Origin of the sequence: Microcystis panniformis FACHB-1757, from assembly GCF_001264245.1 — a bacterium.
Lineage (GTDB): Bacteria > Cyanobacteriota > Cyanobacteriia > Cyanobacteriales > Microcystaceae > Microcystis > Microcystis panniformis.
On sequence record NZ_CP011339.1, the window covers coordinates 5,623,871 to 5,649,559 of the forward strand.

General features: G+C 41.8%; 20 protein-coding genes and 5 pseudogenes. 9 read left to right on the forward strand and 16 right to left on the reverse strand.

Annotated elements, in window-relative coordinates:
• Positions 1–32 precede the first annotated feature (32 nt).
• Both VL20_RS26320 and VL20_RS26325 read left to right on the forward strand, forming a co-directional pair.
• Entirely contained in the window at positions 33–3,002 is a 2,970-nt protein-coding gene (locus VL20_RS26320; protein ID WP_052278302.1) for a peptidase domain-containing ABC transporter, read from the forward strand.
• A gap of 229 nt (positions 3,003–3,231) precedes the next feature.
• A pseudogene (locus tag VL20_RS26325) lies at positions 3,232–5,012 on the forward strand (HlyD family efflux transporter periplasmic adaptor subunit).
• On the opposite strand, the gene hisA reads toward VL20_RS26325, so the two are convergent.
• Positions 5,009–5,770: a 1-(5-phosphoribosyl)-5-[(5-phosphoribosylamino)methylideneamino]imidazole-4-carboxamide isomerase gene (hisA, locus tag VL20_RS26330; protein WP_052278303.1), complete on the reverse strand. Its 762-nt coding sequence runs from the start codon at positions 5,768–5,770 to the stop codon at positions 5,009–5,011. The pseudogene VL20_RS26325 and the gene hisA sit on opposite strands and share 4 nt — an antisense overlap.
• A gap of 51 nt (positions 5,771–5,821) precedes the next feature.
• Here hisA and VL20_RS31425 point away from each other — a divergent pair, with 51 nt between their 5' ends.
• The 3 genes from VL20_RS31425 (at position 5,822) to VL20_RS26340 (ending at position 7,070) form a co-directional block, all read left to right on the forward strand.
• Positions 5,822–5,992, forward strand: a complete 171-nt coding sequence (locus VL20_RS31425) for a hypothetical protein (protein WP_158499396.1) — start codon at positions 5,822–5,824, stop codon at positions 5,990–5,992.
• A 261-nt stretch (positions 5,993–6,253) separates the two neighbouring features.
• Complete coding sequence (locus VL20_RS26335) at positions 6,254–6,535, forward strand: photosynthetic electron transport-dependent transcriptional regulator PedR (protein WP_002754772.1); 282 nt, start codon at positions 6,254–6,256, stop codon at positions 6,533–6,535.
• Positions 6,519–7,070, forward strand: coding sequence for a TolB family protein (locus tag VL20_RS26340; RefSeq protein WP_052278304.1), 552 nt, complete (start codon positions 6,519–6,521; stop codon positions 7,068–7,070). Before VL20_RS26335 ends, VL20_RS26340 begins: the two co-directional genes overlap by 17 nt.
• A 70-nt stretch (positions 7,071–7,140) precedes the next feature.
• Here VL20_RS26340 and VL20_RS33990 read toward each other — a convergent pair.
• The 3 genes and pseudogenes from VL20_RS33990 to VL20_RS26355 all read right to left on the reverse strand — a co-directional run.
• Positions 7,141–7,243: pseudogene (locus VL20_RS33990) on the reverse strand (IS30 family transposase); the annotation flags it as partial.
• Positions 7,244–7,266: 23 nt separating this feature from the next.
• Positions 7,267–8,518: pseudogene (locus tag VL20_RS30790) on the reverse strand (IS630 family transposase).
• Positions 8,519–8,778: 260 nt separating this feature from the next.
• A complete protein-coding gene (locus tag VL20_RS26355; protein WP_128575341.1) occupies positions 8,779–9,129 on the reverse strand; it encodes an SGNH/GDSL hydrolase family protein in 351 nt (116 codons plus the stop codon).
• A gap of 158 nt (positions 9,130–9,287) precedes the next feature.
• Here VL20_RS26355 and VL20_RS26360 point away from each other — a divergent pair, with 158 nt between their 5' ends.
• Complete coding sequence (locus VL20_RS26360) at positions 9,288–10,379, forward strand: ISAs1 family transposase (protein WP_128575398.1); 1,092 nt, start codon at positions 9,288–9,290, stop codon at positions 10,377–10,379.
• Between the two features lie 359 nt (positions 10,380–10,738).
• Here the strand turns inward: VL20_RS26360 and VL20_RS26370 are convergent, their stop codons facing one another.
• From VL20_RS26370 to VL20_RS26425, 11 genes are all read right to left on the reverse strand, one after another.
• Positions 10,739–11,239 (reverse strand): SGNH/GDSL hydrolase family protein, encoded by a 501-nt coding sequence (locus VL20_RS26370; protein ID WP_052278307.1) that lies wholly within the window; start codon positions 11,237–11,239, stop codon positions 10,739–10,741.
• Between the two features lie 146 nt (positions 11,240–11,385).
• On the reverse strand, positions 11,386–12,039 hold the full coding sequence (locus VL20_RS26375; protein ID WP_158499397.1) for a DUF4833 domain-containing protein: 654 nt from the start codon (positions 12,037–12,039) through the stop codon (positions 11,386–11,388).
• A gap of 5 nt (positions 12,040–12,044) precedes the next feature.
• On the reverse strand, positions 12,045–13,109 hold the full coding sequence (locus tag VL20_RS26380) for a hypothetical protein (RefSeq protein ID WP_128575343.1): 1,065 nt from the start codon (positions 13,107–13,109) through the stop codon (positions 12,045–12,047).
• 36 nt (positions 13,110–13,145) lie between these two features.
• Complete coding sequence (locus tag VL20_RS26385) at positions 13,146–15,011, reverse strand: CHAT domain-containing protein (protein WP_128575345.1); 1,866 nt, start codon at positions 15,009–15,011, stop codon at positions 13,146–13,148.
• 445 nt (positions 15,012–15,456) lie between these two features.
• Positions 15,457–16,419: a DUF1822 family protein gene (locus VL20_RS26395; RefSeq protein WP_052278312.1), complete on the reverse strand. Its 963-nt coding sequence runs from the start codon at positions 16,417–16,419 to the stop codon at positions 15,457–15,459.
• A gap of 43 nt (positions 16,420–16,462) precedes the next feature.
• Positions 16,463–17,254, reverse strand: coding sequence for a hypothetical protein (locus tag VL20_RS26400; protein WP_052278313.1), 792 nt, complete (start codon positions 17,252–17,254; stop codon positions 16,463–16,465).
• A 284-nt stretch (positions 17,255–17,538) separates the two neighbouring features.
• Positions 17,539–18,129: a hypothetical protein gene (locus VL20_RS26405; RefSeq protein WP_128575348.1), complete on the reverse strand. Its 591-nt coding sequence runs from the start codon at positions 18,127–18,129 to the stop codon at positions 17,539–17,541.
• 54 nt (positions 18,130–18,183) lie between these two features.
• Positions 18,184–19,008, reverse strand: a complete 825-nt coding sequence (locus VL20_RS26410; RefSeq protein WP_052278315.1) for a hypothetical protein — start codon at positions 19,006–19,008, stop codon at positions 18,184–18,186.
• 64 nt (positions 19,009–19,072) lie between these two features.
• Positions 19,073–20,359 carry a hypothetical protein gene (locus VL20_RS26415; protein ID WP_052278316.1) on the reverse strand — a complete coding sequence of 429 codons (1,287 nt, stop codon included), beginning with the start codon at positions 20,357–20,359 and terminating at the stop codon, positions 19,073–19,075.
• A 478-nt stretch (positions 20,360–20,837) separates the two neighbouring features.
• Positions 20,838–21,317, reverse strand: a complete 480-nt coding sequence (locus VL20_RS26420; RefSeq protein WP_052278317.1) for a hypothetical protein — start codon at positions 21,315–21,317, stop codon at positions 20,838–20,840.
• Positions 21,318–21,621: 304 nt separating this feature from the next.
• Positions 21,622–22,275 (reverse strand): VWA domain-containing protein, encoded by a 654-nt coding sequence (locus VL20_RS26425; RefSeq protein ID WP_052278318.1) that lies wholly within the window; start codon positions 22,273–22,275, stop codon positions 21,622–21,624.
• Positions 22,276–22,783: 508 nt separating this feature from the next.
• Between VL20_RS26425 and VL20_RS30795 the strand changes: the two are divergent.
• From VL20_RS30795 to VL20_RS26440, 3 genes and pseudogenes are all read left to right on the forward strand, one after another.
• Positions 22,784–23,465: pseudogene (locus VL20_RS30795) on the forward strand (IS1 family transposase).
• Positions 23,466–23,658: 193 nt separating this feature from the next.
• On the forward strand, positions 23,659–23,910 hold the full coding sequence (locus tag VL20_RS26435; RefSeq protein WP_052278319.1) for an AbrB/MazE/SpoVT family DNA-binding domain-containing protein: 252 nt from the start codon (positions 23,659–23,661) through the stop codon (positions 23,908–23,910).
• A gap of 9 nt (positions 23,911–23,919) precedes the next feature.
• Positions 23,920–24,354 carry a PIN domain-containing protein gene (locus VL20_RS26440; protein WP_052278320.1) on the forward strand — a complete coding sequence of 145 codons (435 nt, stop codon included), beginning with the start codon at positions 23,920–23,922 and terminating at the stop codon, positions 24,352–24,354.
• 115 nt (positions 24,355–24,469) lie between these two features.
• Here the strand turns inward: VL20_RS26440 and VL20_RS26445 are convergent.
• Positions 24,470–25,658, reverse strand: a pseudogene (locus VL20_RS26445) (RNA-guided endonuclease InsQ/TnpB family protein).
• Between the last annotated feature and the right edge of the window lie 31 nt (positions 25,659–25,689).

Consider the following 25,689-nt stretch of genomic DNA (forward strand, 5'->3'; position numbering starts at 1 on the left):
ATTTGCCAACTTAGTCAATTTTCGCCTAGCCAATGAGTTATACCACTTTAGATTTTACCGCCTTTCTGGAGACCGTACAGCCCTTTGATCGCCTGCCCGTCGAGGTTAGACGTTCTCTGGGCCAGAAATTACAACCCTTTCGCTATGAGATGGGCAATGCGATCCTCAAGTGCGACCGCTTACCCTCCCACCTCGTCCTTCTCTACGAGGGAGAGGCCAGACTTTTGGGTTACGATGCTAGGGTTGACAATCCGTTGCCGGTTACTTTGGCTAAATTGCAGCCGGGGGATTTATTCGGGTGGATCAGTCTCCTGCGCGGTAGCCCCTGTGAAACGGTGATCGCTTCTTCGGAAGTCACTATCTGTTTAACCTTAAAACAAGAGGATTTTTGGTCTTTAATCAATAATTACCCCGAATTTAAGGAACATTTCTTTAAAGAAACCTCGATCGCTGAAGTTTATGCTCTCCTAGGCTCCTATCTTAATCAACAGGCCTGGGGTGGGGGGGACCTGAAAGAAATTGCTCAGGCTCTTTTAAACAAAGCTTGTGTGTCCTACGACCAGATTAACGATGATTATCTCTGGTTAGTCAGCGAAAATACTGATAATTATCCTACCGGCACAGTTATCACCCAGAATAATCCGACTAGCACGCGCTTATTAGGTCTTTCCTCCGACCAGTTAGACGAATTCTTGACAGTTGCAACCGAAGCGGCTGCGGAAACAGAAACGGATGATATCTGGGAAACCCAAGTCATTAAGGGAAATAAACCCACCCAGGTATTAGATATCCCCCAAGGAAGAATCAGCGACATCACCAGCGATATCGACCTTGAAAAAACTGTCCAGAAAAACCGCAAGTCATATCCTTTTTTCAGGGGAAAAACGGAACTAGAGGCGGTGAGTGCCTGTTTTCAGATGCTCTGCAAATATTTTAATATCCCCTTTCGCAAGGACGTGATCCAACGCATTCTAGGGGATCAACTGCAAAGAACTGGCAGCCTTTCCCTGCCCCTGTGTGGGGCTGTGGCCGAGGTAGTGGGACTCCATAGCCAATTAGTACCCCTAAATGCTTCTTCCTTGCCCAATATCAACCCTCCTGCCCTAATTCGCTGGCAAGACAGCATCGTTATCCTCTACGAAATCAATCAACGGGAAACCACGATCGCCGTTCCCGAACGGGGGATAATTAAACGCAAAACCAGCGAATTTCTGGAATCTTGGGACGAAAAAGGGGAAGTAATTCTGCTCAAACCCACCAAACACACCCAGCAACAGCGTTTTGGCTTATCATGGTTTTGGCCTTCTGTCAAGAAACATAAACGAGTCTTAATAGAAGTTTTTATCGCTTCTTTCTTCGTGCAGTTATTTGCCCTGGCCAATCCCTTGATGATTCAGGTGATCATCGATAAAGTGATCGTGCAGAATAGCCCGGAAACTCTGAACACCCTCGGGGTTTTCCTCTTAGTAATTGCCGTTTTTGAGGGGATTTTAACCTTTTTGAGAACATCTCTTTTTGTCGATACCACTAACCGCATCGACATGACCCTCGGTTCAGAAATTATCGATCACCTGCTGCGCTTACCCCTGAAATACTTTGAACGGCGGCCTGTGGGGGAAATTTCGACAAGAATCAACGAATTAGAGAATATTCGGCAATTTTTAACAGGTACAGCCCTAACGGTGGTGTTAGATGCCATTTTCTCGGTTATCTACATCGTGGTTATGTTGATCTATAGTCCGATTCTAACCGTTTGGGCCCTGGGAGTCGTGCCGATTTTAGTTCTCTCCACAGCTATTTTCGCACCAATCGTGCGGCGACAACTGCGAGCAAAAGCGGAACGAAACGCCGAAACCCAATCCTATCTAGTGGAGGTGATGACGGGAATCCAAACAGTAAAAGCACAGAATATCGAATTGCGTTCCCGTTGGCAGTGGCAAGAACGTTATGCGCGCTATGTGGCCGAAGGTTTTCAAACGGTCATGACCTCAACTTTGGCCGGTTCCTTTAGTCACTTCTTTAACCAATTATCGGGTTTATTAGTGCTGTGGGTGGGAGCAGCCTTAGTTTTAGACGGACAACTCACTCTTGGTCAATTAATTGCCTTCCGGATTATCTCTTCCTACGTTACCTCGCCGATTCTGCGTTTGACCCAACTCTGGCAAAACTTCCAAGAAACTGGCTTATCCCTAGAAAGATTGGCCGATATCGTCGATACTCCCCAAGAAGCGGAACTTGATCGCCAAAACATCCCCATGCCCTTAATTAAAGGCACTGTCACCTACGAAAACCTCGCTTTCCGCTTCAATCCCCACGGCGCCCTGCAACTATACAACGTCAACTTAGAATTCCCCGCCGGTACTTTTGTCGCTTTGGTGGGAGAAAGTGGCGCCGGGAAAAGTACCATCACTAAACTATTAGCCCGTCTCTATGAACCAGAATCGGGACGGATTCTCATCGATGGCTATGATATCAACAAAGTGGAACTCTATTCCCTGCGTCGTCAAATCGGCATGGTTCCCCAAGAAACCCTATTATTTGACGGTACGGTACAGGAAAATATCGCCCTGACTAACCCCGATGCGACTGTGGAGGAAATTGTCTCGGCAGCGAGAGCAGCTGCAGCCCACGAATTTATTATGACCCTACCCAATGGCTATAATACCCGCGTCGGTGAACGGGGGGCATCCCTATCGGGGGGACAACGACAACGGGTTGCGATCGCTCGTTCCGTCCTGCAAAGACCGCAAATTCTCATTCTTGATGAGGCCACCAGCGCCCTCGACTATAACACCGAACGGCAAGTGTGCCTCAATCTCAAAGAAGCTTTCAAGGATCATACGGTCTTCTTTATTACCCATCGTTTAGCTTCGATCAAATCCGCCGATATTATTGTCATGATGGATAAAGGGACAGTAGCGGAGGAAGGCACCCACGAGGAATTAATGGCCAAAAAAGGCCTTTACTATACTCTCTATAAACAACAGGATTCGCAAATCTAGTCAGTCGGTCGTCAGTTATCAGTTATCAGTTATCAGTTATCAGTTATCAGTTATCAGTTATCAGTTATCAGTTATCAGGAGTCAGGAGTCAGGAGTCAGGAGTCAGTAATCAGGAGTCAGGAGTCAGAAGATTAGTTTTATTTATTCTCCCCACACCCCACACCCCACACCCCACACCCTACACCCACGAAAAACTTTTTCAGCAAACCCTAAATATAGGAGAATCTTCATGAACGGTAATTCTAACAACGGCCACAACGGCAACGGCAATGGCAATGGCAACGGTAAAAGCGATGAACTGACCCAAGCGGGTAAAAACGTGGCCACTACCACGAAAAATAAAAGTATTAGCCCTTCTTTACCCACTTTTAGCCCACCGGAACAATCGGTGATCCTGAAACAATCACCCATTTGGTCGCGGACGATTATCTGGACATTAATGAGTGTCACCACTGCCGCTTTAATTTGGTCAGCGCTCGCCAAAATCGAGCAGGTGGTGGGCGCCCAAGGACAACTTAAACCCCAGGGGAAAGTGCAAGAAGTACAAGCACCGGTGAATGGGGTAGTACAGTTCGTGAAAGTTAAAGACGGCGATCGAGTTAACAAAGGTGATGTACTGGTTTTAATGGATTCCAGTGCCTCGCAAGTGCAGTTAGAATCTTTGAAAAAAATTCGCACCACTGCTGAGAAGGAAAATCAATTCTATCGTCTCTTAATGGCGCAGGATCTGACACCGGCACAAGTGGAAAGTTCGATCACTCAATTAAAGTTACCGAGTGAAATCGCCGATTTAGCCCGTAATCGTGCTGCTTTGGTGGCAGAAAATCAACTTTATCAAGCACAGGTCAATGAAGGTGCCTCTAGCTCTGCTTTAGAAGGAGATCAATTAGCCCGTTTAGAGGCTGCCCGACGGGAGGCCAATTCTCGACAAGCGGCCGCTAGATTGGAAATGGAACAATTAGAAAAACAATTAGCCCAAACCAGGGTACAGTTGGCCGATGCCCGCTCGCAATTAATCAAAGATCGTTTAGTCTTAGAAGAAATTAAGACTCGTAATACCAATTCGATGAAACAGGGCCAAGAAAGCTTGGATATCGAGCGTAATATTCTTAAGGATATTGAACCCTTGGGGGATGAAGGAGCGATCGCCCGTTATCAGATTAATAAACAAAAACAATCTGTAACTGATCGCCAGAATGAATTACAGCAGCAAGAGGCTAACGGCAAAATCGATCGAGAAAAACAAGAGAAAGAAGTACAAACCCGCATCGCCGAAATTTCCCGTTTGGAACAGGAGGAAAAGCGTTATTCCCTGTTGATTTCCCAAGCACAAGAAAAGCTGATTAACACCACGGTAATCACGGAAAAAGATGTGCGCGATAAAATGGCGGACAATCAAAAACGGATCGCTGAAATCGATAGTCAGATCAGTCGCATTATTATTGATAACAACAAGCGCATTGCCGAACTAGACAGTCAAATTAGTCAAGCACAACAGACGATTAAATATCAAAAAATTACTGCCCCATCGGTGGTGTGGTCTTCGATCTCAAGGCGCGGCCCGGGTTTGTTCCCCAACCGAGTCAAGCGGAAGCATTATTAAAAATTGTTCCCGATGGCTGTCCGACTGAGGTCAAAGATGCCGCTAAAGGTTGTTTAGTGGCAGAGGTGGACGTGACTAACCAAGACATCGGTTTTGTGCGCGTGGGACAAAAGGCCGATATTCGCATTGATTCCTTTTCCTACAGTGAATACGGTGATATTAAGGGAGAAGTAATCTCGATCGGTTCCGATGCTTTACCTCCCGACGAAAATCACCGTTTTTATCGGTTCCCCGTCCGGGTACGCTTGAACAGTCAAGAGTTAGTTTTGAAAAATCAATCCACTCTACCGCTGCAATCGGGGATGTCCGTGAGCGTTAACATCAAAGTCAATGAAAATCGCACTGTTTTGGGACTATTTACCGATATGTTCAATAAACAGGTGGATACTCTCAAACAAGTCCGTTAAACGAAAAAATTCGGGGGTAGATCCTGCCAACGGCCCGATCCGATCGCGCTAATCGCTTCCGAGAGGTTAACTGCACCGGTATAAAGGGCGCGGCCCACGATTACTCCCGTTACTCCCAAAGGTTCCAAAGACAATAAACTCAGTAGGTCCGTCAGGGAACTAATGCCCCCAGAGGCGATTACGGGAATTTCGACAGATTCGGCTAATTCTCGCAAAGCGGCGAGATTCGGGCCAGAAAGCGTGCCATCTCGATGAATATCAGTGTAGATAATCGTGCTGGCTCCTCTTTTTGCCATATCTTGCCCAAGAGCGATCGCATCTACCTCGGAGGTTTCTAACCAACCCCTGGTGGCTACTTTGCCATCGCGAGCATCAATACCGACAATTATTTGCCCCGGAAAGCTTTGACAAAGTTCGCTGACTAATTCGGGCTTTTCTACGGCTACTGTCCCGACAATCGCCTTTTCTACCCCGATTTTTAGGAGATTACTCACCGTTTCTACATCCCGCAGTCCACCCCCCACCTGTACGGGAATGGCAATATCATTAAGAATTGTTTCAATAGTTGACAAATTAACCGATTTACCCTCTTTGGCTCCATCCAAATCAACTAAATGTAATCTGGTTGCCCCCTGATTGACCCATTCTCGCGCCACTATTGCGGGATTATCGTTAAAAACCTGCGATTGTTGGTAATCTCCCTGATAAAGTCGCACACATTTGCCATCGAGAATATCAATAGCGGGGATAACTTCCATGTTTTTCTCAATATCTAACTAAGGAGCGTTTTTCATTATATAGTACCAGCCTTGTCAGTTATCAGTTATCAGTTATCAGTTATCAGTTATCAGTTATCAGTTATCAGTTTTGAGTCTGAGAGGGGAACAATCCCTCTCAACGCATTGTCCACAAAGGTTTTAAAGTGTCAGCCATTGCGGGGATCGGGGGGAAAATTCCGGGACTTTTTCCCTGAAAATTAGGTAGTTGACCACCTGAAAATCGATAAAACCCCACACCCCACACCCCACATCCCACACCCTGCCCCTAGGAAAAGCTTTTTGCCGCAAACCATCTGTATTAAGTGTGCATCATCAAATGGCAGTAACAGTGCCGTCTTTTCACTGATTACTGTTTACTGGACGGCTACGCCGTGCCTTTGGCAACACTGATCACTGATTATCGATTCCTGGGGAAAAAATTCTTCTAGAATGATAAGTACATATACGAGAGGAATTATACTCATGTCTGCTGGGAAGTTTCAAACAGCCGCTTCATTATCCGATCGAGAGCTAGAAATACTCGATTTAGTGGCTAATGGTTTAACCAATCAAGAAATCTCGGAAAAGCTGGAGATTAGTAAGCGTACCGTTGATAATCATATTAGTAATATCTTGACAAAAACAAAAACCGATAATCGGGTGGAATTGGTGCGTTGGGCATTGCATTGGGGTAAAGTTTGTCTTGATGATATTAATTGTTGTATCCTTCCTTCCCCGGTGCCGACCGATGATCAGGTTTCCTAAACTTCTGGGACTTTTGCTTGCGGTTAATATCATCAGTCTGGGGGGATGTAGTGATGCGGGTTTTGTCACCCCTCCCCAACAGCTTTTAGGAAATACTTTAAATACCCCTTCCTCTGAAGATAATCCCCGTTTTAACTACGATGGTCGTTATCTGGTCTTTGCCTCCGATCGCATGGGACAACGAACGGTTTATTTATTCGATCGAGTGGCTAATCGTTTAGTTCCCCTACCGGGGTTAAATCAAGCAAAAACCTATCAAGATCAACCGGATATTAGTGCCGATGGTCGCTATATTGTTTATGTGTCGGAACAGTCCGGTAAACCCGATATATATATTTATGATCGACAAACTCTGCAAGCAAAAAATATCACCGAAAATATTTTAGGAGAAGTGCGTCGTCCGACGATTAGTGGTAACGGTCGTTTTATTGCTTTTGAAAGTAATCGTTTCGGTCAATGGAATCTGGAAATATTCGATCGAGGTAGCGAAATTTCTCCTTCTTTACCCCCGATCAATTCTTCCCCGTCCCGATAGTATTGGGGGAGAAGGGAGAAGGGTGTGGGGAGACCACTTCCTGCGCGTTGCGGGGGAGATGGGAGAGGAGAATATCCACACGCCCCGGAATCCCTCCACGCTTACTTTTTGCTCCGTATCGACTCTTTCTTTTTCCTCGTCTGGCCGCGTAGGTATTCTTGATACTTTCCACAGTCAAGGGTAAGCTTTTACGCATTTAAGTTACATTGACAGCATTACCCTTATTTTTAAGTTTTCTACTCCATTTAATAATCAATCCCCCTTCATTTAAAAGCTGATTGACTACTTTTTCCAGTTCTTCTTTATTTTCAAATTCTCGATTAGCTATAGTCATTTCAGATAAGTCTGATACACTCTAGACCAGTTAAACCCTTATGAACTCTGGCATTGATATTCTCAATCTTAATTGAAATGACTATATGTATTCTTTAGCGGAATGCCACAATAATTCTATTAGGTGGTAATCTGGACTATAAGCTGGTAAAAACTCTAGCCTAATATTGGGCAACTCTTTTTCCACCTGCTCAATAACATCTTTCTTTTTGTGATAACTAGCATTGTCTAATATAATGATAATCTTCGGTCACTTTTCTCGAAAATCTTCGGGCAGATTTCCCAAGTTTATCCATTCTTGACGAATCTCTTCATGAAGTTTTTTTAATTGTTCATGGAAAGTTTCTGAATTTCCTTTTTTGCTCATAAAACAGACTCGTTTTTTGTCATTATATCTTAAGGCTCCCATCACATTCACCCTTCCTCTTTTTCTTTGTCCATTCACTTTTTTTCGCTTTCCTTTTTTGTCCAAGCTCTCCTTCTTATTACTCTCAAACTAAATCCACACTCATGAGGGGAACTGTGTGGCGAACCTGCGTCGCCACCTTGAAAGCCCCGTCCCAAAACCATACCTGGATTGACTCTGGCTTTTCTTTAGCCAACCTTAAATATTCATCTAATTTTTCTTTAAATGCTTTTCTTAATTTCTTGTCTTGCTTATCTTCTAGACTAGATTTCGCCCAGATATACACATACTTTTTTCTTCTCAATATTCTTCTCACTTGCGAGCCACTCAGTTTAATTTCTGTTTCCTTTTCTAGATGCTCTGCTAATCTTGCCGCTGTCCATCTCCCGAATTCCTATCCAAATTCCTTCGGGTCTTCATCAACTGTTTTCAACAGTAAATTAATATATTCCTCTGGGGCTTTTTTATGATTTCCATTTTTTCTCCCATCTTCTAGACTTTCTAGATTGTTAGGATAGCCATGAACACACCAAGGAGCGACTGTTTTGAGTGAACAGCCAATAAACTCAGCTATTTCTCGTTGAGTTTTTCCGTCGTTCAGCAAGAGAAACATTAAAATTCTTTCCCTAACTTCTGCTCTTTCTTCTTCTTTAAGAGCTTTTTGTAAGTTTTTCTTTTCTTCTACATCTAGGAAATCTTTAGCTGGCATAAGTAGAATTTTTCTCAAGTTACTATTTCTATTTTAGGTGGTTTAAGTGCGTTTTAGCTTATTAGTGGGACTTAGGCGTTTTCGGTCAGCAAAAAAGGCTCAAACCATTACGGGACAAAGGGTTAACCTCGATTTATGATTTTCCTTGATCTATCTGGGTTTCAGCGATTTTGGGCTTCTCGAAGTAAATCCCAAGCGGGGATTGGAGTTGAGGCTTTTATCGATTTGTTTTTTGTCTAAGTCCCATTAGGAGGAACAATTCAGGGAAGTCGAGCGACGGTCGAGCGAGTCGAACCCGTTCCTTTTCGTTTTGTCACCAAAGCACCGATCCCCGTAACGAGCAAGATCCCGGTAATCCCGCCTGGTTCGGGAACCACCACCACCTGAGTGCCTACGAACGCGCCGAACTGCTGGTGAACTGCGGCGGTGGGGTGAAGTCCATCATAGAACAAATATTCATCCGGATTCGTGCAAACCGTCGTCAGATCCACACAGGGATCGGTGGTGTTTGTTAAACTGAAACTACCAGGCGAATTGGTGATCGAGGCAAAATAACTAAAGGTATCGATCTCGATCAGATTGATCGTCGGATCATTGCGAAAAGTTGTCAATGAATTCCGTAAAAGGGCATTAAACTCCACGCTAACCGCCGTGGCCGCTGCGCTCGCCCCCGACACCCTAGGGCTGTTTCATTCTCCCATCAGAATATCAAAAGTAAAAGCGATCACTATCAGGTAAAATGAGAAGTGACCGCCAACTTTTTAAATATATGTTGAGCTTAATAGAAAAACTAAAACAAGTCAAGGACTTTCGGAAAGATAAAGGAAAAAGACACCCTTTATGGATAGTATTAGTAGTAATAATACTAGGAACAATGCTAGGATACTCAGGTTATAGAGAACTAGGAGAGTTTGCTAAAAATAATCGGCACAGGCTGAGTAAAGAATTTAACATAATTCCAGAAAGAGTCCCATCCTATTCAACAATTAGAAGGGTAATGATGGGAGTTGACTGGCAGAGTTTGTTAAAAATGTTTAATGAATGGGCATTACAAGAATATGGACAAAGAGATGATATAAATTGGCTAGGCATAGATGGAAAAAGTCTCAAAAACACCCTAAAGAATCCTAACAATGAACAACAAAATTTTATCATGTTTATCTCATTGTTTAGTCAAGAAAGTGGCTTGGTATTACACTTAAAAAGAATCGAAAACAAAAAAGGGTCTGAAATCGACGAAGGGCAAGCTATAATTGAGGATTGCTCTCTCCAAAATAAAGTTTTTACTGGGGATGCTTTACACTGTCAGAAGAAAACAATCAGCTTAATAGCCAAGACTAAAAATGACTATGTTATCACCGTTAAAGGAAATCAGAAAAATCTTTATCAGCGAATACAAGACCTGAGTAATTCCTCAAAGCCAGAAAGTTTTTTTCTTGAACAAGATAATAGTCATGGACGAAAAATATCAAGAAAAATAGAAGTTTTTAAAGTGAGGAAAAATGAAAGAAAAGGGTTTGAAAATCTGCGAAGAGTTATTAAAGTAGAAAGAAGGGGTAGTCGCGGGGATAAAACCTATGAAGAAACAGCTTACTATATCAGTAGCCTAACCGAATCCGCCGAAGTATTTGCTAAAATTATTCGAGGACACTGGAAAATAGAAAATCAGTTACATTGGGTAAAAGATGTAATTTTTGAGGAAGATAAAAGCGAAATTAGTGATTTTCAAGCGGCCAGCAATTGGTCAATTCTCACAACCATAGGATTGAATCTTTTCAGAGGTTTGGGTTTTCTCTCAATCACAGAGGGACAGAGGTGGTTAGCTGAACGTTGGGAAAAACTGATAGTTTTATCGACGTAAGAAGCAGAAAAATTAGCTAAATTAACAGGATGTACTCTCAGAAAATTTGAAGAGAGATAGGCTTTTAGTGGCTTGGGAACAAGCTTTATCAATTTATTCATAATAAATTTGGCAGAGGATTAAAGATTAGTTATTGTGACTAACTATTTTGATTAGAAAAAGATAAACTTGAGAATCTTCAGTCAAATTTATTGACTCAAAATTAGCTGTACTTAATTTAAATGAATCAACCCTACCCGACACCCCCCGCGTCGCCTCTGGTGACAGCCCTAAATCTGGCAGATTGGGAACCAGGATATGAACAGCCCCCGCACTTTTCAGTCCCCCGATAATCGTAATAAGATCGCCAACTGCCCCCGTCAAGGTTGCGCTCGCCCCGGCACTATCCCCTGCGAGTTTCTGTCCGGCCGCATCGCGAGCGTTATTACTCCCCCCCCAAACCATGTACAGGGCGCTCGATGGGGCGATTCCCCCGTACTCGTTTGAAATAGGGCAAATTGGTTTAGTAAGCTGGGCGGAGTCGGCGGGGTGGTTCCCAGAGGCCCAGTTCTTGCGCCCCCGAATGCGAAATTCGTCCCTCCCTCTAGGTACGGAGATGCGCTAACCCCCAGACGGGCTGCCAAGGTTTCCACCCAGGTCGGCCCATTGGTCAAGCGACCGCTTTGGTACGCTAGGGAAGGCATCAAACCACCGAAGGGAACGGGTTGATAGTTCGGGTAGGTGGCGATGGCCACGTTACCGCTATCGGTCAAACTGTCCCCGAAGGCGAAGAGATTACTAAAGGTACTGGCCGAGGCGCTCACCGGAATTGTCGCGAGGGCTAGACCGAGAGAAAGGGCGGGTAGTTTCGAGAGAAGCATGGGGATTTTATCCTGTGGAAAAGCGTTTAAAAGATAATTATTCTAGGACTTAGGCATTGACAGGATCGACCAAATATGGGGTATGGGTTTCGGGCATTTTAACGTGCTTTTTTGATGATTTTTAAGTGATCGCTATTGATCAGAAGTTAATCGCTAAAAGTCTGAAACGACGGATTTTCGTTCATATACATCATGGTGAAATTGTACAGTGCGTAAGTCCTATATTCTTCAAATTGAATACCGAATTCACAGTTCGATAAACAAGGGATAGTTTCTTGGTTTTGTTGGGTATCGATGAGAGTCAGGCTTTTCACTTTCCCACCCAGGGCGATATCGATACCAGGGACGCGAACAATACTGGCAAGGGTAACATGGATGCGAGATAAGGGATTCGGAGTTTGGTTTATTTTAATAAACGCTCTCGCCTGGCAGGTATTATTAGGAGCGCGAAAGGTTTTCACGGTAATCAGTCGGTTGATGCCATTATTTTTGAGTCCATTGATTTCTAGGATCACTTGATTTCCCGATACAGACTGACTCGCAATACCGAAAGCTGGCTGTTCCATTTCGAGCAGATTTTCCGTCTTTTTGTTTTCCAGTTTCCAGTAGGGATACACGGGATTACTGCCTTGCGGAGAACAATCTGGGGCGAGGCGAATCCCGTAGTGAACCTGGTTGCCATTATCACTTTTAGAGATATAAAAAATACTGGGGTATTCTTGGGCAGTTAGAGAGGGACAAAGGGAAAGAATAAAAGCAGAAATCAAATACAGAGTGACTACATTATGTTTCTTTTTCATGGCGATCATTGATGAGAAGTTAAATGAATTTGATAACCGTAATATACAATACTGGGAATCAGTAAAATGCCCCAGGTTAGCACATCACTATTGATCCCGAAAATATAAGTAACAATGTTGGGAATAATATGGGGGAATACGATTCCAAAAATTACCAGAAAAATTGCAATTGCGATCAGAAAGATTCTTCTAAAATCTTCTGGGCGATTCTGATAATTTTTCCAAGCCAATAAAGAACCGTACACTGGATAGATCAAAAAGGCGAATAAATCCAAGCTTCCGATTAGATAATCATTGCCAAAAACTAAATTTAAGGTGAGTAAATTATAATAGTATCGCAGAGGTATCCATAACATAAATACTAGGAAAGAAATTGTTAGTAATTTAAGGTATCGGTGATAATCTCGAATGTCCGATCTTTCATAAATTACAAGCATTGGCCAAAAGATTAAGCTAACGCTAGTTATAATAAAAAAGGAGAGAATATAAAATATTCTACTTGTGGAAAATACATTATTTTGTTTTTTCCAAGTAGAAAATGATAGACCTTTTTTCATGAATGTGTAGTATCCTTGTTTTTGTTCTGGAGACAGATTTGTTTGGCGATCTCGAAAATTAATTAGAGCTTTTCCAAGGTTTTCTTTGCTGATGGTTAATTGGTTTCCGTTAATAATGCGATCAACATCGATAATGTTATCGGGTATTTGTTGAATTTGTTTGATCGCCGTTCGAGAAAGTTCAATCGTAGATTGCGCTTGATTGTTGAGTTCTAACAACATCATGTTATTAGAAGTAGTTTCAACAAATGTCAGAATAGCTGAAATAACAATCATGATACAGCAGTTTCTAAAAAAACTTGATCGTCGTCGAATCAAAGCACTAGCTTGATAAAGATTAACTAGAACAACACCAAAAGCCAAAAGTGAAAAAAGGATGAGATGAGGATATAGCTGACAATAGAAGATCCATCGGTCATTTTCACGAAACTCTAAGTATATACTAGCAGGGAAAATGATTACAGGGATGCCAAAAACTAAGGCTTTGAATAGGAAAGATAAAAATCGGTTCATAGTTTCTCCGTTTGCTGATTTATTCAGCAATCAAAATTATTTGTCTTGGTAGTTGAAAAACAGATAAATGGCTAGTCCCGTCAATATGGGGACAAGTATCCATGTTCCGATGTTAGGAGTATTTAAAAAGAAGGTTCGATCGAGTATATCGGTTAGTCCATAGCCAATCCACAGAGAAACACCGATCGACACAATTGTTATTGTTATAATAAGCATTCTATATTTATGTTGTTGTCGAATCGTTTGACAAAGAGTAAAGACAAATAAAATGGAAATCACTAAATACACAAAAGGTTCTAACGGTTTCATCCACTGTAAACCAGTGTAACCAAAAAGTATATTCTTGGTTTTTACGACATAATAAAGTCTAAAAGGAATCCAAAAGACGACCATTACTTGAGCAAATACTAAATACTCAAAATATCTACTTTGATTATAAAATTTTCTGAAATCTTGATTTTGTACCCACAGAACGAAAAATGATAAACCTGTAAAAGTGATCGCCCAAAAAGTATAACCGTACAACACGCGGCTCAGAGAAGACCAGTTTTTTTGTTCTTTCCAAGTTGTCAAATAATCTAAACCAATTTCCATAAGTTGATGAAAGCCTTTTGCCTGCTCTTCCGGGATCTGATCATCCTTTTTAATCGCAATATAGTTAGACAAGGATTCTTCAAGGACTGCCTTACTGATCACGATGTGGTCTTTCTGAAAAATCTTTTGCGTATCTAGAATATCTTTCGGTATTTTTTGAATATCGGCGATCGTGTTTTTGTTAAAAGTTGATAGATCGATACTTGCTTGAGCCGTTTTATTAAGCTCTAATAGAAACATATTGGAACCACTCATCTCTATCACAAGAAGTACGACAGAGATAGCTAACATTGCTAATATGCCTAATTGTAGACCCCGGGCTGATCTGTTGATAATTTGGGTAAAACCTTTATAAACAAGCCATAGAGCCGCCCAAAACATAAAAAGAGGATAGAGGATAATATGAGGATATAGCTTCGCGTAGAATATAGCTTTATCCCAACCAAATTCATAAAGGAGGCTGAGAGGTAAACCCAAGACTCCTACTATTCCCCCTATAATTAGGAGAATACGCCATATAAGAGACAATTCGGACTCGGATAAAAACTCTTTCCAGGTGGCTAAGGGAACTGCGGGGTTAGGAACGATAACGGGTAGCCAATGTCCTCCAGGAAATTTCTCTGGTTTATCATAGGTTTTTTGCAGATGTTGTCGTGCGTTACCCACCGAGACAAATAAAGATTTGTTTCGGGAGAAGGAATCGAGGAAATATTTCAGGAAATCGATCGCCATCTGATTATCAATTTCCTCTTTCATCACGATACTTTGCGGTAAGCGTAACTCTGCCAATTGAGCGGCAATTCCCAAGCCATCACAAGAGTTAAAAATCGCTAGATACAGTCCGTTTTGTATAGCAACTTCCAACTGTTCTTTTATATCATCAATAGTGATGCTCTCCCGCTCATTGAGATGCAAAACTCCTTTCCCTTCATCATTCGTTTCACTATGGCCGGCATAAAAGATAATATTCCAGCCTTTAGGTTCAGCTAATACGTTTTTTAATTCATCTAAGGTTGGCTGTTCTAAAGATTTTAGTGTCGCACCATGTTCTCGGACTCTGTCCAGTAATTTTGAGTCCTCATCAAGGCTAATATTTTCATCGGAACCTAATATCACCAAGATACGAACTTGGGGATGTTGTCTAATCTTTCCCCATTTTTCAGGGGGTTCATATTCTGGGGGTCCGATAGCGATTTCCGCTTGAGGGTAGTGTTGAGATAATAAATCCCAAGCTTGCCAAGGAAGTTGTTTTAACAGAAGATCATCGGTTTGAATAGTAACTTGAATTTCGGCTTCTGATTTCTTCAGGTCTTGAGTTAGCCAATTCCGAACCTTTTGCCAGTCTTCCCCGAATTAAGCCAGTTGTTCAATTCGGTGGTTAAGTTTTCATAAGATTCCCAACAATTATTGTACGAACTATTGTTATCTGAATCATCAAAGGGTAAATCATCATCATCGTCTTCATTCTCAATGATATTCTGGTTATTTTCAGCAGCCTGTGTTCTTCTACCATTATTGACTATTAGTTGGAAATCCTGTTGCCATTGCTGAAGAGAGTCCCTTAGTGTATCTGGATAAAATGGAACAGAAAGTCTTCTACGACTTCTGGATGAGTTAGAATCATCGCTGATTCTGATCTCGATCAAAAAGACTGCATATCTTGTGTAACTATATTAAATTCAACTTCCTGCGGCATAATTTTTTTCCTACTGTTTTGTAATCGCTCATCGCCAATTCAAAAAAAAGCTCTAAATCAATTACTGGGAAAGCTTTCCGAATAAGTTTTTCCGTTACAAGTTATTTTGATTTCATAGAGTTTACCATTTTGTTTGGCAAGTTCTAGTTTTTCCAGATCAAAAATAGGAGTAATTCTTCGGCAGTTATCCCCTTGTTTTGCGGTCGCCGAGGTTAACATTTTGCCAGAGGGAGCTAGTAAGGCGAATTCCAACCCAGAAGGTAAACTTCTAATATTTCCGACAGGAATTAACTCAAAAGACACCTTAACTTTATTTTGTTCATTCTCCTGTTGCCAGATGTCAACCATCAAAGCAAAGTCCCGTCCATCTATGCTAATTAACTTTCCTTTATTTAACAGCATTGCCGAGGAATCAAGAGATGACTGACTGATCCTTCGAGATCTTCCACTTCGTCCACTGGCTGTTAAGACTTTTTCTGATTCTAGCCAATCAGAAGCTAAAAGTTTTTCGATTCGTATAATTTGTTCAATTCGTTGTTGAAGCGAAATAGAATCGAATACATCTATCAAATCTTCCAAGGGTTGTAATTGCTCAAGGGAAACTTGTTCCGCTTCCACTTTTTTGACAAAACCTAATATATTTGCCATTTTCTCTTTTTCGTCGATCTCTACTATGACGTAGGCGATTCTGTCTTCCCAAACCTCCGGGGGAACATAACAAACCTTTTCCCCCGGCTGGATAGGACGACATTCTAACTTCCCTAACCCCTTGATCTCTAAATCCGCTACATCCATGAGGATTCGAGCGCTACTGTCCCAGCTATCACTATTCTCAAAATCCGTCTCTACACTCAATAAATTACAACAATAAAAACCAACGGCACGGACGGCTAAGGTATTGAGCAAAACCTGACGAGCTTTGGCAGTATTTTTCTGTTGTCCGCTAAACTCTCTAGCAAAGTTAAAATCCGACATTCCCAAAGGAACAGGAAAAGTTAATTGTTCGTTTTCGACGCTCATGGTAAGAATCTCCTCTGCTTTAATTTGTTTTGACTATTTACATTCAAATGTCAAGATAGTCTCGAAAGATTTGCTTAAACCTTTGAATACTGCGCTGATAAAATGATGAGAGAACTGAAACTTTTATATTCCATTGTTCGGATAAGTCATTCCACGATCGCCCATCGATTCTGCCAAGTGCGATCGCCTGAAAATTCGCCTCCTCATTATTTCTAATGTGAGCTTCCCTGAATTGTCCAGTCGGGTCTTGTTCAATTAGTTTTCTGAGTTTTTCATATTCTCGATGACGAGGATGAGCGGTTTCGGGTTGTTCTATGAGGTCGAGGAGAGTCTTACTAGACGGATCATCATTTTGAGATACAGGTTCATCAAGAGATTGTTGCTGAATTTTATATGTTTTTGGCAATACAAGGTTGGCATAAATTATTTGCCAAAGTAGCAGTAGTCCAAGGTTTTCTCCTCCTTTGAAAAAAGCTAACATACAAATTTTTAACGCTTTCATCTTTTTATTGCGACGAATATTTAAATACTTGGCGCAGATGTCACAAAAGCGAAAGCCGAGTGTTTTCCGAAACCAACGTAAAATATGGCCTTCGTTGGGATCATATCTGTCAATTTGTTGTTCATACAAGAGGCACCAGGTTTCCTGGATAGCTTCGTCCTGTAGTTCCCTATAGATAGGATAGGGTAAGTCAAAGTAGTTTCTACAACTCGGCTGGGATTGCTGGATCACGTTCGTTAGCTTGGTTAAGTATTTCAGCCTATCCTTACTGCCTTTAGGATAACTTTTCGCCTCTAGTGCTAATTCATCCACTATCCTCTCTAGATCATCCATCGATTTTCTCCTTCCTTGCGAGATAGCTCCCTATATCTAATCGGCAGTCGTCTCCCAATTTACGCGGGAAAGTAGGATCGAGTCCATTTTTTTAAGAATTTTATCCGGTGGAGAGGTCGAAGAATTAGCGTTTAGCTGGCTGAAGTCTTTACCCTGTAGGATTTCTGGGCGCTTGTTCTCCTGGGGAGGCAGGGGGACGGAAGAGCGATTTCAAGGCGGGGAGGATTGAAGGGTAGAGAGCAGAGGTGTGGAATCCTGTAACAAAACTTCGCAAAACCAGCCTTTTATCGGGCGAAACCAGGTTCCTGATGGAGAAGGGGGTTATTGATTAGCCCGTATTGGGATGATCGGGCTGTATTGATTTCATCTTCATCATCCATGATTTCTATGATATGTTGCCCGAACCAGACAAATCCAAAGAACTGAAATACAATGATAAAAAATAAGGCAATGGTATTTTCGTTACATTGATTTTGTAGGTAAGTTACCAATAAATCCCATGCCGAACCCCCTGAATTAGAGGAGTTTGCTTTAGAAAGCTCCAGCAAGGAGCTTATAAGCTGTAAAAACTCTATACATAAGGGAGTAAAAAAACGCCAAAATGCTCCCCACAATAAACCATACAATATCACATACCATTGTTTGATATGAAATTTTGTGCGAAAGTAATCGAGTTCTTTATTAGCTCTGAAAGCCCAATAAATTCGCAAAGCATTGATCGCAAAAATTGGAATAAAAAGAATTGGAAAAAACTTTTTAAATGCCTGTCCTTTTTCAAACTCTTTTTCTTGAGTGCGCTTGACGATACGACCAAGATGCTCTAGCTGAATGCGAATATCTTTGATATTTTTATAGGGCATAGAATTGTAACTCATGATAATCTCTCCTAAAAAAAATTGACAACTGGTGAAGTCTCCAAGACAACAAACTTAATATCGAGATGAACTCTTGACAGAGAAGTGATTGTTCTGTTTGTTCAACTCTTTTTGTAACTCGTCCCGAATAATCGATGACCATTGGGTGCTGTTAGACTTAACTTCGAGCAGATACTTTAAAGTCAACCGTCTTAATTTGGGGTCTGTCGGATTCAAGTTTAACTCTGTGTAATGACCCAACACCAAGCAATTCAAGGATTTCATCCTGTCTTTACTTTTTGCAATAGTTCTTCCGAACTTGAGGTGATGAATGAGTTTGTTTAATAAAGGTCTTTTTTGTTCACCTTTATTATCGATCCTGTAATCACAAACTTTATCGAGTAAATTGTCAAGATAGTGCATTCCTTTGAGTAGGCGATCAAAAGGCTCGTGAATTTTTTCAAAGAGATCGTGAGCTTCTGGATTGAGCATAATATCTCTTAATCGATCCACGCCTTCCTTAATATCGTTTACAGCCCGATCTAAATTTGAGAGTAGGACGGAAATATAATTTTCTCCATGTAACCACTGTTGTAGGGGAGGATACTCGCAAATGCCGGTCTCGTGTACATTTTCTATCAGCAAGAATAGGAGATTACGTTGATACTCTTCTTGGGATACTGTTTCAATTTTCGGCTTCACAAGAGAGAGGCTATCGACAAAAGCAGGATATTCTAATTGTCCTGTTTCTCTAACATCCTCTAGAACCAACTGTAAAAGCAATAACTCATAGGATAGATGGCTTGTGCGAGATTTTATTTTAGAAGAGGGCTTCAACCTGTTCACCAAAGCATCGAAGAACTCGACGGGAGATCGAGAACGAGGCTCAAAAATAGTCATAAATTCCCCTTAGATAATGAATTGGATCACGAATTGTGATACGGGAGATTGCCAGATAAGCTTGTTAACTATCTTGATGATCGCTATTGTTTTTACCCTGCTTGTTTCTCAATCCATCGCCCACGGCATGGAAAAATTCTTCCTGTGCATTATGGAGAGAGCGATCAAATGTATCTGCAACAGAAGGCAAACGGCGATGTATCATTGTTAATGTGACAGCCATCGCTGTGGTGATTACACTTATACCGAGGCCGATTAGAGAAAATCCAAGAGAACCTAAATTACCCGATAGTAATCTTTCATTAAAACTCGTTATCGCTATTTCAACGATTTTAACTCCCGAACGAATATTTCCCTGCTCTGTAAACTCGCTTGCATACAATTTAGGTTGGAACTGTTGAAGATAGACAATCGGTTTCCCTGCCTCGTCAATGTTTGATTTTGTTTGATTTAATGCTTTTTGTGCTTTAGCTATCTCTTCTTTACTTTCATGCTCTAATCTTAGAGATCGAGGGCAAAGAGGAAGTTGTGCCGTTGGTTGATTGTCCCAATAACTAGGCTTCACTCCAAAGGGACCGTTTAACTTACGATAGAAGGCATCACGACCGGGACTTGACTTTGGTAAGGACTGCCATTCTTTGAATTGTTCGTCACATTTTTGGATTAATTTCTGAGCATCTTTTACTTTAGCTTCCGCCGTTTTAAGATTGCGTTCGTATTTGGGCAAAACGTTTTCTTTGACAATTTTGTCTGCATGATATTCGGCTAGATAGGATCCATTGGTAACAATATCTGAACCATACCCAGAAATCAAGGTTAACAGAGCGCTCATGGCTACCCATCCAAAGGTCGCACCTCCTGCCAGTCGTTGATGTTTGTGACATCCAACCGCGGCAATTTCGGCTGTTTTGTTGCTAAATGTTTGAGCGATAACAGTAATTAATGCCGCAAAAAAGAAACCTAAAGGGCCTCCACCAACTGATAGGTAGGCTAAAGGAACAGCCGTTAAGGTATCCCAAATATTGGAGACGGATTGCACTGCCGCAACAGCCTTAGCCCGCATCACAAGCTGAGGATTAACCTTTACACGACCGTAGAGGCTGTTAGGTGGAACTATCAACAGATAACGTAAGCAAAACGAAATGTTTTTAGATAAGGAAGGCTCTTCAGAAATCACTATTTTCTTTTCCTTTGCCTTAGCAACAATGTCTTTGTATCGGGGATCATGTTCGATCCATTCTATAAATTTTTCGGGATTTTTATAAGAATATTCTAAAAAATCCTGCCATTTTTTATCTGAAGAGGAATTCGGATAGTTTTGAGCTTCTGGAACATTATGGGTAGTCGTCATTGAATAAATCTCCTTGTTTCAGCCGCTGAATTTACATTGTTGATGAGTCGCTGTAGGCCCGTAGGGTGTTAGGAGTGTTCGGGCGATCGAACCGAATTTTTACCGAATTTCCTACCGCCCTACTCTCCTAAAAATTAATCTGACTTATTACGGGCGACTACGCAAACAAATCTTAAGAAACCATGAAGTCTTCTTCGGTAGGAAGATTGTAACTAGCAACTTGGGTTCAGTACCTAGGCTCAATTCATTACATCTGAGTCCGGAGTGCGAGGTAAACCTTGACTCTCTTGGACATTGGGTGAAAAATGTTCACCATTTTACATTCTGGGCGCAAACCTTGTCGGGCGCAAGCCTTGCGACCCTACAGGGGGCCGGGTGTTGGTGGTGGGGGCGTAGGCCCTACGTCCTTTCTTCGATCGGATTCGCCGATCACGATAACGCCAAGAGAGCCTAAACCTTAACCCTTGTTAGATATTGCTTAATTTCCTCCTCTCAACCACACACCAGCCATCCCCAGGGCAACATAGACGAATCCAGCACCAATCAAAGGAGGGTTCGCATTGAATAGCCCGATGGCAATTAACACAACCCCAAATAAAAATAAAAATGGACCGAAGAGAAACAAGAGGAACCAAGAAAGGAAGAGGCCAGCAATCAGATACACTACCTGTTGCCCAAAATTTTGTTGCCCGTTATTGCTAGGTTGAGTGCTTGTCGATTGGGCGAGGAGAGGACTATTGAGCGAGTCAGGCTTCATACTAGGACTAGAACCTTTTGCGAGGGCGATGTAGGAGTTTGATGAAGAGGGGAAACGAAAATTTGCATCCACTACCGAGGCTTGTACAGATTGATACTCTAGGGAGATTAGCAAGGAAATAACGACCATTAGCCAAAACAATTTTTGGGGCATGGTTTTTCGCTGAACTTTGAATAAGGCTTGAATTTTTTGTGCGTTCATAGAATTCCTCTGTGGGTAAGGACAACGGAATTTTCGATGGATAATTAGGACGAGCATTCACCAATACGAGAAGAGAGATCGAGCTAGATACTGGCTTCGATTAATCTTCTCTGATGTATTAGTAAAATGGTTTATAGTACGGTTCTTTGTGGTACGCTTATAGTCTCGCAAGGGGTTCGGAGTGTTCGGGCGATCGAACCGAATTTTTACCGAATTTCCTACCGCCCTACTCTCCTATCTGACCTGTGACCCGCGATTACGCAAACAAACCTTAAGATCATGAAGTCTTTTTCGGTAGGCCGATTTACAATTGAATCAATCCCTGACGCTCGATAACAACTCCCAAAGAAATAGTCATGGCTTGATATAGATCTCCAAAGTTACCGATCGAATGAGTCGAGGTAGCGTATCGACTAATCGAAGACAGTTGGGAACTAGCCGAACTCCCTACACCGATCACTGACAAACAAAGATTAGAGTTCAGAAAATAACTCAGATCTTGTAACCTAGTATTCGAGTTATTATCACCCCCGTCCGTGATAGCGAGGACAAGTTTTAAATATTGATAGGGAAGATAGCTGTCCATTGCTACCAACTCGGAAGAAGCGATTTTAATCGCATCGTATAGAGCGGTACTGCCACCATCATTTCGTAGGTTATTAACCCACTGACATAGGGCGGCTACATGACTTTCGTTGTCCATTTTAACCACATTTAAAGGCTGAGGCGGTCCGAAAATATTTCGACGATCTTTAAAAGCGGTAACGGATACAAAATCGGAAGGTAAACCGGGTAAAGATCGACCTCGTAGATGAGTGGCGACCAGAAATTTGATTAGTTGATCCTTGGCAATCGCAAAATCTCGATTGGAAATGGAGGCCGTACAATCGACGGTAACTCCTAGTAACCAAGGGACGGGAATTTGGAAAGCTTGTACTTCTCTATGGTATAACTGCATGGGGTAAGCCTCTACTCGTTTTTTCTTTTGCCAATGGACACCTATGGTGGAAGATTTTCAGAAAAAAGGAACTTTGAACTTTGAATCTCCCTTGTTTTTCTATCGTTAGTTTTCATGAGAATTATGCAAAATTGATCATAAAGTTTTGTAAAAAATTGACACGAACCTCTGAGAAACGATAGTTCACGGCCGAATGGGTCTTTCCGCTACGGGGAGTGAGCGGTAAGCATTTAGCCACGAATTCTCTAGGAACAAGGAAAATCGGTAATGATTCGGTAGTAGTGGCGTAGCCCTCTTGCTTACCTGGTATGAATTGTGTAAAATATTTATTAATAAAAATAATTGGAACCCGCTCAGTCTTTAAACCTCTAGCTTGCTCATGACTTTTCTGATAAATATCTTTTTCTGGCTCCTGTCTGGCTTACTCAAATATCAGTCTAGCACCGAACAAAGTACCCCCCCTAGTTCACCTCTATTCCCTTGTCCTAAATGTGGTTCTTATCATACCATCAAAAATGGTTCTACACATAATGGCAAGCCGAAACGTCAGTGTAAAGATTGCGGTCGTCAGTTTGTGATCAATCCCACTAATAAAACCGTCTCTGACGAAACCAAACAATTAATTGATAAACTCCTGCTCGAACGAATTTCCTGACGAGGAATTGCTAGAGTAACAGGGGTAAGTTGGTCATGGTAACAAAATTATGTCAACAATAAACTGGCGGCTGTCCCCCGTTAAATAAAGGTTTCGGACAAACCAAAAGGTAAATTGGTTAGAGAATGTGATGAAATGTGGTCTTTGGTTTTTTCTAAGACGATAAAAATCTATATTTGGCGGTTAATTGATAGAAATACAAGGGAAATTATTGGCTGCTATGCGCGGAGATAGGAGTCGTCAATCAGCCAAAAAACTTTGGGGCTAGTTTACCAGGCGTTTACCGACAATGTGCGGTTGCTTACACAGACTTTTGGGAGTCATATAAGACAGTAATTCCCAGTAAACGTCATCGACCGGTCGGTCAAGAAACTGGTCAAACTAATCCTATTGAAAGATTAAATAATACCTTTCGACAAAGGATTTCTCGGTTGGTGAGAGAGAGTCTATCTTTCTCTAAAAAAATGGAGAATCACGTTGGGGAGCCCTTTGGTATTTTATCCATGACTACAATGCACACCTGGCAAAGGATTAAGCCGCCATCACTACTACCGAATCACCACCAAATCTCTCAAGTCTTTACCATATAAAAGTTCTAGAAATTACTTACTTGTCAAAATTATTGTGGCTGACCACTAGATCAACTGACCTAGGGGTTGATGCGAGTAAACATCATAGGTTACTATTTACTTAAATTCCGGCTCACCGGATTACGGTTATTTTGAATTATGGAAATCATCAAGCTAGGAAAAAAGGGTCAAGTCTCTATTCCCAAAGCAATTCTCAATCATCTAGGGTTAGAGGGTGAAACGATGCTACTGGCAGAAACGACTGCTGATGGTGGAATTTTACTGCGTCCTGCTGGCGTGTATCCGATTGAGATATATACAGAGGAACGGATTGAGGAGTTTAAGATAGGCGATCGCTTAACGGACGAAGAAACCCAACAGCTTCAGCATAAGCTTAAAGATGCTAAATAGGGAATACAGATGCGTCTATTCCTTGATGCCAATGTTATTTTTGCAGCCGCTATCAGTCCTGATGGTCGCTGTAGTGCTTTGTTTCAGTTAGCTTCTGCTAGGTATTGTGCTTTGTTAAGCTCGCCTCACGCCTTGGAAGAAACGCGGCGTAACCTGACGGCTAAGTATCCCGAAGCTTTGACACGATTGGAGGGGGATTTAATCCCCAAACTAACTATAGTTGGAGAAGCACCACTTTCGCGAGTCAATTGGGCAAGGTCGATGGGACTACCTTGGAAAGATGCTCCTATTTTAGCGACAGCAGTAGAGAATAGGGCAGACCTTTTGGTAACAGGTGATAAGACGCATTTTGGTTCGTTTTATGGTCAGGTATTAGAAGGAGTAACGGTGGTAGATCTGCGAGAGGCGATCGCACGACTTCTCAACGAAGAGCAACTCAGTTAGCGATCGCATGGCCTCTGAACCTAAAAAAACTGATGAGCGCGATCGCCCCGACTTTTCAATCTAGAAAAACTGTTGACATCCTCGCCGCCGTAAAACGGACGGCGATTCCCAAACCTCACGATTTGGGTTTCTGCTTCTTTCCCGAAGGATTTTTCGCACCTGCCTTAACAGATTTACTCTGTTCTGGTCTTATGGTCGCGACCCGGACTGACACCGCAAGCCCTGCGGCCAAAATATTTTTACTGGCGTTAATATCTCGGTCATGGTGTGTTCCACAGTCTGGACAATCCCATTCTCGAACATTTAACGGCATTTTCAAGGGCAATATGCCCACAATTACTACATCTTTTAGAGCTAGGAAACCATCTATCTATTTCGATGTAATTTCTGCCGTACCAACGGCATTTATAGGCTAATTGTCGTGTTATTTCACCCCAGCTTACATCAGATATTGCCTGAGATAATTTCGGGTTTTTGACCATATTCTTAACGGCTAAATTCTCAACCACAATCGTTTGGTTTTCACGAACTAATTGAGTGGTTAGCTTATGTAAATGGTCTTTTCTACTATCGGTGATTTGAGCGTGAATCCTTGCTACTTTGATTTTTGCCTTTTCCAGATTTTTTGACCCTTTCTGTTTTCGAGAAAGACTTTTAGATGCTCTTCGCAGTCTCCGATAATGCTTGTTAAAATGCTCAGGATTAGATACTTTGTCACCATCGCTGGTAATCACAAGGCTACTAATTCCTAAGTCAATTCCGATGGCTTTATCTGTTACTGGTAATGGCTTAATTGTTGGGTCATCAAATCTAATTGAGATATGCCAACGTCCAGAAGGATGTAATCTGACTGTTACTGTACTTGGTTCACAGCTTTCTGGTATTTGTCTTGACCATCGAATAGGTAAAGGTTCTGTGCATTTAGCTAAATAGATTTGTTTGTCTTTAAATTTAAAAGCAGACTTAGTAAATTCGGCACTTCCTCCCTGATGTTTTTTCTTAAAGTTAGGATACTTAGTACGACCAGCAAAGAAATTGGTAAAAGCTGTTTGTAGGTGTCTTAACCCTTGTTGTAAAGGTACACAGCTAACTTCGTTTAAAAACTCTAATTCTTCTTGTTTTTTCCAATCGGTTAGCATTGAAGAAGTTTCAGTATATCCTACTCTTTCTTGTCTTTCGTACCAATCTTGTGTTCTGAGATGGAGAGCTTTATTGTCAACCAATCTTACACAGCCCAAAGTGCGCCGCAATAGCGACTCTTGTTCGGGTGTGGGGTAAAATCGGTAAGAATAGGCTTTTTCCATACCTCACATTCTAGAATATATCGTGTAAATG